This window comes from Streptomyces sp. NPDC097129 (assembly GCF_055668065.1).
The window spans coordinates 1-1,023 of the sequence record NZ_JBVOQE010000125.1 but is presented as its reverse complement, the minus strand read 5'-3'; the positions used below and the strand labels follow the sequence as shown (position 1 = coordinate 1,023).

Genomic DNA, 1,023 nt, shown 5'->3' with positions numbered 1-1,023 from the left:
CGCTGTGGGCGGTCGAAAAGTTTGGTATTAACACCCTATATACCTCGGCCTAACCCTCGCCTGGGACATCTGGCTCGCGCGGGTACCTAATTTGCTCGACCCATGATGATGCACCACTACCGGGATCGCCTCCTCCTGTAAGAGAGGTACTGGGCACATCCCACCTCCACGTTTGAGGGTGCCTGTCGACAGAGTTCAGTGCAGCTGGGCAACCTGCCGGGAGGCCCCGCGGAGAGTGTTTATCTCCGAATGTCGCATTCACTCTGGAAGGCTTGAAACATGCTGGTACGTCGAATTGCTCGTCCACTGCTTTCCACGATCTTCATCGCCGGGGGAATCGATGCTTTGCGCAACCCTGCTCAGCGAGCAGCCAAAGCGTCACCGCTGATCGACAAATCCGTCGAGACGCTGCCAGGAGCAGTGACGCAGAAGGTGCCTGCTGATCCGGAAACACTCGTCAAGATCAACGCCGCCGTCCAGATCGGCGGCGGTGCCCTGCTGGCCACCGGCAAGGCGCCGCGCCTCGCGTCGTTGGTGCTCGCGGGGAGCCTGGTACCGACCACGCTTGCCGGTCACGACTTCTGGAACGAAACCGATCCGTCACTGCGAGCGATGCAGCGCACAAACTTCATCAAGAACGTCAGCTTGCTCGGCGGACTGATGATCGCCTCCGTCGACACCGAGGGCAAGCCGTCGCTCGGCTGGCGCGGCCGTCGCGCCGCGAAGAAAGCCCAGGCGTCTATCGCCGCAGCACTTCCATTGGTCGCATCGCAGACCGATCACACGAGCGATCGCGTCGAGCATGCTCTGTCGGTGGCGTCCGAACGCGGTTCCGAGCTTGCCGAAACCGCGAAGGCACACGGCACGGATTGGCTCGAACTTGCCAAGGAGCGCAGCTCCGAGTTCGCGGAGATCGCGAGCAAGCGAGCCGCGGAATTCGGAGAGGTCGCCAAAGAACGCGGCCCGGACATCCTCGAAGTAGCGCAGAAGCGCGGCTCCGAACTGGCCGAGACCGCACGTGAG

General features: G+C 62.3%; 1 protein-coding gene. It reads left to right on the top strand.

What is annotated here, in order from left to right:
- Nucleotides 1-279 precede the first annotated feature (279 nt).
- On the top strand, nucleotides 280-1,023 hold a 744-nt coding region (locus AC0B9F_RS38575; RefSeq protein WP_472010530.1), incomplete at its 3' end, for a DoxX family protein.